General features: G+C 56.3%; 6 protein-coding genes. 3 read left to right on the forward strand and 3 right to left on the reverse strand.

Annotated elements, in window-relative coordinates; translation table 11 throughout:
• A partial coding sequence (gene gndA, locus K5905_RS20315) for an NADP-dependent phosphogluconate dehydrogenase (RefSeq protein ID WP_297587003.1) occupies positions 1-1157 on the reverse strand: 1157 nt, incomplete at its 3' end.
• Positions 1158-1320: 163 nt separating this feature from the next.
• Positions 1321-2166, reverse strand: a complete 846-nt coding sequence (locus K5905_RS20320; RefSeq protein ID WP_297587006.1) for a LysR family transcriptional regulator — start codon at positions 2164-2166, stop codon at positions 1321-1323.
• A gap of 104 nt (positions 2167-2270) precedes the next feature.
• Here K5905_RS20320 and K5905_RS20325 point away from each other — a divergent pair, with 104 nt between their 5' ends.
• The gene (locus K5905_RS20325; RefSeq protein WP_297587008.1) at positions 2271-3191 is read left to right on the forward strand and encodes an MBL fold metallo-hydrolase; all 921 of its coding nucleotides are present in this window, start codon (positions 2271-2273) and stop codon (positions 3189-3191) included.
• A gap of 128 nt (positions 3192-3319) precedes the next feature.
• On the opposite strand, the gene K5905_RS20330 is transcribed toward K5905_RS20325, so the two are convergent.
• The gene (locus K5905_RS20330) at positions 3320-4237 is read right to left on the reverse strand and encodes a phosphotransferase (RefSeq protein WP_297587011.1); all 918 of its coding nucleotides are present in this window, start codon (positions 4235-4237) and stop codon (positions 3320-3322) included.
• Positions 4238-4512: 275 nt separating this feature from the next.
• Between K5905_RS20330 and K5905_RS20335 the strand changes: the two genes are divergently transcribed.
• Positions 4513-6093, forward strand: coding sequence for a trimethylamine methyltransferase family protein (locus K5905_RS20335; protein WP_297587018.1), 1581 nt, complete (start codon positions 4513-4515; stop codon positions 6091-6093).
• 68 nt (positions 6094-6161) lie between these two features.
• A complete protein-coding gene (locus K5905_RS20340; RefSeq protein WP_297587015.1) occupies positions 6162-8597 on the forward strand; it encodes an FAD-dependent oxidoreductase in 2436 nt (811 codons plus the stop codon).
• Positions 8598-8736 lie beyond the last annotated feature (139 nt).

Consider the following 8736-nt stretch of genomic DNA (forward strand, 5'->3'; position numbering starts at 1 on the left):
TCGTCTGCCAGCGCAGCCGACATGTCATTCAGCATGGACGATCGGATGATGCAGCCATTGCGCCAGATTTTGGCGATCTCGGGCAAGGGCATCGCCCAGCCATATTGCTTCGCAGCTTCCAGGATCAGACCAAAGCCTTGTGCGTAACAGATGATCTTGCCTGCAACGAGTGCGGCCTCAAGCGCATCGATCGTGACCGCTTCCCGATCCATCTCGGTTGGCGCGGCGCCGAACTCCGCCTCACCCGCCTTGCGCTCATCCAGACGCGCCGACATGTTGCGCACGGCGACAGCGGCTTCAATTGCGCTGGCAGGTGTGCCAAGCATAAGCGCTTCGATGGCAGTCCAGCGTCCAGTGCCCTTCTGGCCGGCGCGATCCAGAATGATATCCAACATCGGCCTGCCGGTTTCCGGGTCCGCCGCCTTGGCCACCTTGCCGGAAATCTCGATCAGATAGGATTGCAGAATCCCGCCATTCCATTTTTCAAAGACATCACCGATCTCGTCGGCGGACATTGCAAAGCCGTCGCGCATGACACCATAGACTTCGGCAATCATCTGCATGTCGGCATATTCAATGCCGTTGTGAACGGTCTTGACCAGATGGCCGGCGCCCGCGTCACCGAGAAAAGCTGCGCAGGGTTCACCATCATATTTGGCTGAAATCGCTTCCAGGATATGACCGACCTGATCCCAGGCATCCTTGGCTCCGCCGCCCATGATGGAAGGTCCGAACCGGGCACCTTCCTCACCACCGGAAACGCCGATCCCCATGAAACGCGGGCCTTTTTCCGCAGCCTCTTCAGCACGCCGATTCGTGTCGTGGTAGTTGGCATTGCCGGCATCGATAATCAGGTCATCTGCGTCCAGCAACGGGCGGAGTGCTTCGATCTGCGCATCGACCGCCTCACCGGCGGGAACCATCAGGATCACGGCCCGTGGCGATTTGATCGACGCCACGAAGTCTTCCAACGACTTGGTCGGCACCAGGTTTCCGGCAAAGTCGCCAGCCTTGGTCATGAACTGATCGGTTTTTTCCGTCGTCCGGTTGTAAACCGCAATCTGGAAGCCATGCTCGGCAATATTGAGTGCAAGATTGCCCCCCATTGTGCCAAGGCCGATCAGACCGACTTCCGCAACAGCGCCTTGAGAGTTCATGAACGTGCCTTCCTCAAATCGATTTAGTCCTAGGTGTGGCGGTGATAACTGACATGGTCACGTCCTTCAATCCTCGTATACACACGAATGCAATCTGAGGCACGCACCTCAGCCATCATTTATGCAATCAGGTCAGGTCACGCGCACGAAAGAGGCCGGATGTTCATGATCCGAGAAACTTCACCAGATAATCCACCAACAACCTCACGCGCTTCGGTACGAATCGCGCTGACGGCAGAACAACAAAAAGCGGAAGATCGGGCAGGACGAGATTACTACCGATCTCGCACAGAGTTCCTGTTTCAAGTTCTCCTTCGCAAATCGCACGCGGAAGGACAGCAGCAACATTGCTGCTCAAGACAATCTGTTTGGCAAGTTGTTTGTTGCTGGTCCTGAAACCACTAGGTTCGACTTGAAATCCAAACGTTTCTTCAAGCACTTTTGCGTTGTCGAGCACCCGACCAAGACGGGCCAGTTTCTCCACGTCGCAACATCCCGCTACATCGGGTCGCGCAACAACAATTTGCCGGCTTGCACCGACCTTGCGGATAATCACGTTCTCATCCTCAACACGATTTCCGCGAAGAGCGACGTCGAAGCGCTCGCCGATAACATCGACAACCCGATCACTGATATGCACTTCAAGTTCGACGCAGGGATAATCCACCTGGAAGCGGGCGAGCACTTCGGCCAGCTGCACGGAGGACAGATCAACCGGAACTGTCATGCGAACAAGGCCTGAGGGTGTCTGTGAAGCTTTCAGATCTTCACCAGCCTCTTCCAGAACGCCTAATGCCGGCTGCACTTTCGCGAGATAACCTTCTCCCTCGGCGGTCAAACGGACCTGCCGGGTCGTTCTTTGAAAGAGGACAACGCCAAGCGCAGTCTCCAGAGCTTTTACCCTTGCTGTTACGGTGGACCTCGGCAGATTTTGATGCCGGGCGGCCGCCGCGAAACTTCCCCGGATCGCAACTTCAACAAACGTTTCAAGATGAGTAAGATTTGTCATTGTCTGAAAATTTCGTTCAATGTGATCATATTTAGCTTACTACTACGAACAATCACAAGGATCTACCTCTCGAACTGAATGCAACGAATTCGTGAGAAATTCCTATGAAACGACGTAGTTTTATCAAGACCGCAGCTGGTTTCTCGCTAGTGGCACCAGCAACCATTTCCGGCTTCGAAAGAGCGCGAGCCGACACAAACGCCACCGAGACAGGATTGAGCATTACCTGGCTCGGCGCGGCAACATTACTTTTGTCCTGTGGTGATCTCACTGTGGTGACGGATCCCTGTTTCGGGGACGGCAACCAGGCATTCAGGATGGGCGACCCGAACGAGATGTTTGAGCTGGCTGCCGGACCTAATATCAAGTTTCATCGCAGGCTCACCCCCTTCCAGGGCCTGGACCTGGACAAGGTCGACCGCGTGATTCTGAGTCACATGCATGAAGACCACTTTGACCAGAAGGCTGAGCAGGACCTGCGCAAGGACATTCCAATTCTTGCCCCGGCACACGATGTTGAAACGCTCAGGTCAAAGGGCTTTGAAGATGTCACCGGCCTCAACTGGGGCGATCAGCATGTCATCAGGAAGGGAGATGTCACAATCTCCTTACGAGCCATCAGAGCCGACCACTCCGAAAACCCGGTAATTGCGAAAATCCTAGGGCCCGGAAATGGCTACTGGCTGATTTTCCAACAAGGTGACTTCAGAAAATCGCTCTACTGGACCGGCGACACATTCCCGACCTCACCCGTGCTTGAAGCGCTCCAGCCCCTTGGAGCCCCGGAAATACTCATTCCGCATCTGGGCGGCGTCGGCACCACCGGATCCTTGGGCAAGATCAGCATGGGAGCGGAAGAACTGGCCTTGTTTGCAGACGCTCTCAACCCCGGCAAAATCCTGCCTGTCCATCACTCCACATATGACCTCTATCTGGAACCGGCCCACCACGTCGCAGAGGCCTTGTCAGGCCGAACCAACGGTCTGGATTTCATTTCTGAGGGCACGGTTCTGAAATATCTCTAGAATTCTTGTCAGCCGGAGTGAAATTCAAGTTTCACTCCGGCTAGCGGATAGCTACCGCAACATTTTTTGCAGCTCTGCGTAAAGGACCGAGTGACGGGACAATTGCACCTCCGACAACGTCGAATGGTTTATTTCACACGCAAGCGCAGCAGAAGGTCGACTTCCTCTTCCAAGGCCCTGCCATAGGCCCGGGCAGCCGGAGCATTGGAATGCATCAGTGTTTCGTTGCGCAAAAGGCAATAAGCTGCCAACCGCCAGTGATAGGCGCTGCGTTCTTCCATGAACCGGCTCACCGTGTCCCTGTCCGGATAGTGTTCCAGGAACATTTCTTCCGCATGAGCGACCAGCGGATGCAAGCCGTAAAGGATTGCAAGGCCCGGTGAGACGAAACAGGCGACGTCCTCAACCGGATCTCCAAGACCGGCATATTGCCAATCGATCAGGCGTGCACCGTTGCCGGTTGATTGAATGGTGCCGAGGCAAAAACTGCGATGCACCAGAGAGCGCTCGAGTTTGCGTTTTCTGACTGCGCCGTCTTCCGGTCGCAAGCGTTTCAGATTGGCGGCCTTTCGGCTGTCAGGAATTGCCGCCAGCATCTCGTCACCGCGTTCCAGAACCTCGTGAAAGCCGGCCGGCACGATCTGATGTCCCGGGACGGGTTCGCTCAGTGCTGCAAATCTCCCGATGAGATCAGCGGCCTCACCAACTTCGATCTCATCCGTTTTCGGTGGTTCGTATCCATAGACGAGCAGCGGCGTCCCGACAGGACTTGTCGCAAAGGCTTCCAGTTCCGGCGCCAGGTTAAACCTTGCCAGCACATTCAAAGCATCGGCTTCCTGGTCCGGCAGCGTCGGATAGAGCGGATTGTCTTCGTTGCCCGGAAAAAACTCCTTGATCACGTAAACCCGTCCTGGAACATCCAGACGCCAGAAACGGCTGGTGTAATTGACCGGCAAAGGTCGCAACCGCGCAGTTGACCAATCGTCGACACGCAACAAGGTTTCCAGAAAAGCCAGCAGTTCCGAATCCGACTGATAGACGCTCACGCACGTTCCTCATTGAAGCCAATGGAGTACAAACTCCCGATTTCTGATCGCTTCGACGGCTTCATTCGTCAAGCCCTAGTTTCAAGTTTACAGCTCAGAGACCTTCACAGGCTCTGTCATGTCGGAGTTGAAGCACTTGCCGTCGTTCTGAGACTGCCCGAAAAAATCGCACTCTCCGCTACAGTCTATATCAAGGCGCAGACTGCAGGCTCTGCCGCCAAGGGCACCTCCACAAGATGGACTTCAGCCCGAAAACCACAACCATGGCGGATCCGATGACGGGTGAATTCGAACAATCTTCCTCGAGCGAAACAGCTCCGGCCCGGCGTGGACGGCGGCGCAGAGGCGATGGTGAACGGGCGACACCCAACCTGTTCCCACAAAAACCGTTCAGGCAGCCACGCCATATTTACAAGCCGATCGAAGCCGTCTCAGCTGATGAGCTGGAAGCGATCCACGATGCGTCCATGCGAGTGCTGGAGGAAATCGGCATCGATTTCCTGCACGAGGAAGCAAGGCAATTGCTTAAGTCCGCCGGTGCAGAGGTTAAACCCGGAGACGATCGGGTGCGTATGGACCGCACGATGGTGGCAGAACTGATTGCGAAAGCACCGAGCGAATTCACCATTCGAGCCCGTAATCGCGCACATGATCTTGAGATCGGCGGTGACGCCATTTCCTTCTCCAGTGTTGCCAGCGCGCCAAATGCCGTTGACCGCGACCAGGGCCGACGACCGGGCAACCAGCAGGATTATCGGAATTTCCTGAAACTGGCCCAGTTCTTCAATATCATTCACTGCGTCATGGGCTATCCGGTCGAACCGGTCGACATTCATGCCTCGATCCGTCACCTCGACTGTATTGCGGACATGATCCGTCTCACCGACAAGGTGTTCCACATTTATTCGCTCGGCCAGGAACGAAACCTTGACGGATTGGAACTCACACGTATCGCCAATGGCCTGACGCCGGAGGAATTCGCCAACACGCCCTGCGTCACAACGGTAATCAACACATCCTCGCCGCTTCGGCTCGACACTCCGATGCTGCAGGGACTGATCGAGATGGCAAAGGCCGGTCAGGTTTCCATCGTAACCCCATTCACGCTGGCTGGCGCCATGGCGCCGGTGACCATTGCTGGTGCATTGACGCTGCAAAATGCCGAGGCCCTCGCTGGGCTGGCTTTTGCCCAGATCGTCCGTCCGGGCGCACCGGTTATTTACGGTGGCTTCACATCCAACGTTGACATGAAGTCAGGTGCACCGGCCTTCGGCACGCCGGAATACATGAAAGCTGCCATCGTCGGCGGTCAGCTCGCCCGCCGCTATCGACTGCCCTATCGTTCCTCCGGCGTTTGCGCCGCCAACACGGTCGACTATCAGGCAGCACTCGAAACGACGCTGTCGGAATGGGGTGCGATCACTGGCGGCGGCAACATCATCAAACATGCGGCCGGTTGGTTGGAAGGCGGTCTCAGCGCGGGTTTTGAAAAGTTCATCACCGATATCGATCTCCTGCAGAAGATCGCCGAATACCTGACACCGCTCGACGTCTCGGAGGAGGCGCTTGCACTGGATGCCATCCGCGACGTCGGTCCGGCGGGACATTTCTTCGGCACAGAACACACCCAGGCCCGGTACAAGGATGCTTTTTATCCGCCAATTGTCTCCGACTGGAGAAATTACGAGACCTGGGCGGAAGCAGGCAGTCCCATCGCCTACGACAAGGCGAACATGCTCTACAAAAAAGCACTGGAAGCTTATGAAGCCCCACAGCTGGACCCTGCAATCGACGAGGAAATTGCCGCCTTTGTCGACAGGCGAAAGGCTGAGGGCGGCGCACCGACCGACTTCTAAACCCCTCCCACTCTCAAACATCAAATTCTAGCCGCCAGATGCGAGCGGAAATTTCCGGAGCAGATTTCATGAAGACCCACACTCAGGTTGTTGTCATTGGTGGTGGTGTTGTCGGGTGCAGCGTTCTTTACCATCTGACCAAGCTCGGCTGGAAGGACGTCACCCTGGTTGAACGGGACGAACTGACATCCGGGTCGTCGTGGCACGCCGCAGGTGGATTTCACACGCTGAACGGCGACCCCAACGTTGCCCAGCTGCAGAGCTACACGGTCGACCTCTACAAGGAACTGGAAGAAATCTCCGGTCAGTCCTGCAGCCTCCATCTGACCGGAGGCGTGATGCTGGCGGATACGCCGGAGCGAATGGATTTTCTGCGCCTGGCCCAGGCCAAGGGACGGTATCTTGGAATGGACCTGGAACTGATCTCGGTTGCGGAAGCCAAGACCATGTTTCCGATGTTGGATGAGAAGCATTTCATCGGCGCGCTTTGGGACCCGATCGAAGGTCATCTGGACCCTTCCGGCACCACCCATGCCTATGCCAAGGCCGCCCGGGTGAATGGGGCCACTGTTTATCGCCACACCAAAGTTGAGGAATTGGTCCAGGCACCTGAAGGCGCATGGGACGTCATTACCAGCAAAGGTACGATCCGGGCTGAGCATGTGGTCAATGCCGGTGGCTTGTGGGCTCGCGAGTGCGGACGCATGGTCGGCATCGAACTGCCCATCCTTGCCATGGAGCATATGTATCTGCTGACCGATGAAATGCCCGAGGTGGTTGCCCATAACGAGACCACCGGCAAGGAACTGATCGGCGTGCTCGATTTCGGCGGGGAGATCTATACCCGTCAGGAAGGCAAGGGCATGCTTCTTGGCACCTATGAGCAGAATTGCCGTCCCTGGAGCCCGCGCACAACCCCCTGGGACTTCGGCCACGAACTGCTGGCACCGGATCTGGATCGCATCGCGCCTGAACTGGAAGTCGGCTTTGAACATTTCCCGGCCCTGCAAAACGCAGGCATCAAGCAGATCATCAACGGTCCCTTCACCTTCGCACCTGACGGCAACCCGCTGGTCGGTCCGGTGCGCGGCTTGCAGAACTATTGGGTTGCCTGCGGTGTCATGGCCGGGTTCAGCCAGGGCGGTGGCGTTGGTCTGACGCTGGCCAACTGGATGATCAACGGCGACCCGGGTTACGACATCTGGGGCATGGATGTTGCACGCTACGGCGACTGGGCCACGCTCTCCTACACCAATGCCAAAGTTCAGGAAAACTATCGCCGACGTTTCCGCATCCGCTTCCCCAACGAAGAACTTCCTGCAGGGCGCCCGCATCAGACCACACCACTTTATGACAGGATGCTCGCCCAGGGCGCAGTCATGGGTGACAGCTGGGGTCTGGAGACACCGCTCTGGTTCGCACCGGAAGGCACGGAAGCAAGGGACATCATCTCTTTCCACCGTTCCAACGACTTTGAACCGATTGGTGCTGAAGTCCGGGCAGTACGGGAAAGTGTCGGTATTACCGAAATTGCCAATTTCGCCAAATACGAGATTTCCGGACCGGGCGCGGAAGCTTATCTGTCCAACATCATGACCAACACCATGCCGAAGATCGGCCGCATCGTGTTGACGCCGATGCTGAACGAAAACGGCAAACTGATCGGCGATTTCACGATTGCCCGGGCGCCTGAAGACACCTTCTTCATGTTCGGTTCGTCCCAGGCCGAGATCTATCATATGCGCTGGTTCGAAAAGCATCTGCCGAAGGATGGATCAGTAGCGCTTCGGGCAATCAACCTCGGGCTGGTCGGTCTGTCGATTGCCGGACCCAACGCGCGCAACGTACTTCAAAAGATCACGGGAGAGGATGTTTCCAACGACGCCTTCCGTTTTATGGATTTCCGTGAAATGGATGTCGCCAATGCCCCCTGCAAGGTGAACCGCATCACCTATACCGGTGACCTTGGCTACGAGATCTGGATGGCACCGGAATATGAACGGCAGGTCTATGAAGCGCTGATGACAGCCGGTGCGGAATTCAACATCGTGAATTTCGGCATGCGGGCCCTGCTCGCCATGCGCCTAGAGAAAAACTTCGGCACATGGTTCCGCGAGTTTCGACCGATCTACGGCCCGTTTGAAGCCGGCCTCGGCCGGTTCGTGAAACTGAACAAGAGCAATTTCATCGGCAAGGAGGCCGCTCAGGCGGAATTTGAACAGGGTCCGAAACGCCTGCGCGTCAGTTTCATTGTCGAAGCAACCGATGCCGATGTCATGGGCGATGAACCTATCTGGCACAAAGGCGAGGTGATCGGCTGGATCACTTCCGGTGGCTATGCCCACTATGTCGAGAAGTCTCTGGCACAGGGCTATGTGCCGGCAAGCCTCGCAACAGATACCGCAAAGGGTGCGTTCGAAATCGAGATCCTCGGCGAACGTTGCAAGGCAACCATAATTACCGATCCGCTGTTCGATCCGAAAGCGGAACGCATGCGCATGTAGTTCTCAGAACCAGTTTTTTTGTGAAGCCAGTGATGAAGGAGCAGCGGCTTTATGAATACGGAACACTTTGGCCGGCACCGGCGTAAGATCATGCCGGCAGTTCTTCCGGCTCATCCCGGAAACCAGGCCGATTACGATG

Origin of the sequence: Roseibium sp. (genome assembly GCF_025698965.1) — a bacterium.
Classification (GTDB): domain Bacteria; phylum Pseudomonadota; class Alphaproteobacteria; order Rhizobiales; family Stappiaceae; genus Roseibium.

Coding starts and splice junctions, on each gene's coding strand:
- K5905_RS20320 (WP_297587006.1), bottom strand. CDS start 2,166: ATGACAAATCTTACTCATCTTGAAACGTTTGTTGAAGTTGCGATCCGG.
- K5905_RS20325 (WP_297587008.1), top strand. CDS start 2,271: ATGAAACGACGTAGTTTTATCAAGACCGCAGCTGGTTTCTCGCTAGTG.
- K5905_RS20335 (WP_297587018.1), top strand. CDS start 4,513: ATGACGGGTGAATTCGAACAATCTTCCTCGAGCGAAACAGCTCCGGCC.
- K5905_RS20340 (WP_297587015.1), top strand. CDS start 6,162: ATGAAGACCCACACTCAGGTTGTTGTCATTGGTGGTGGTGTTGTCGGG.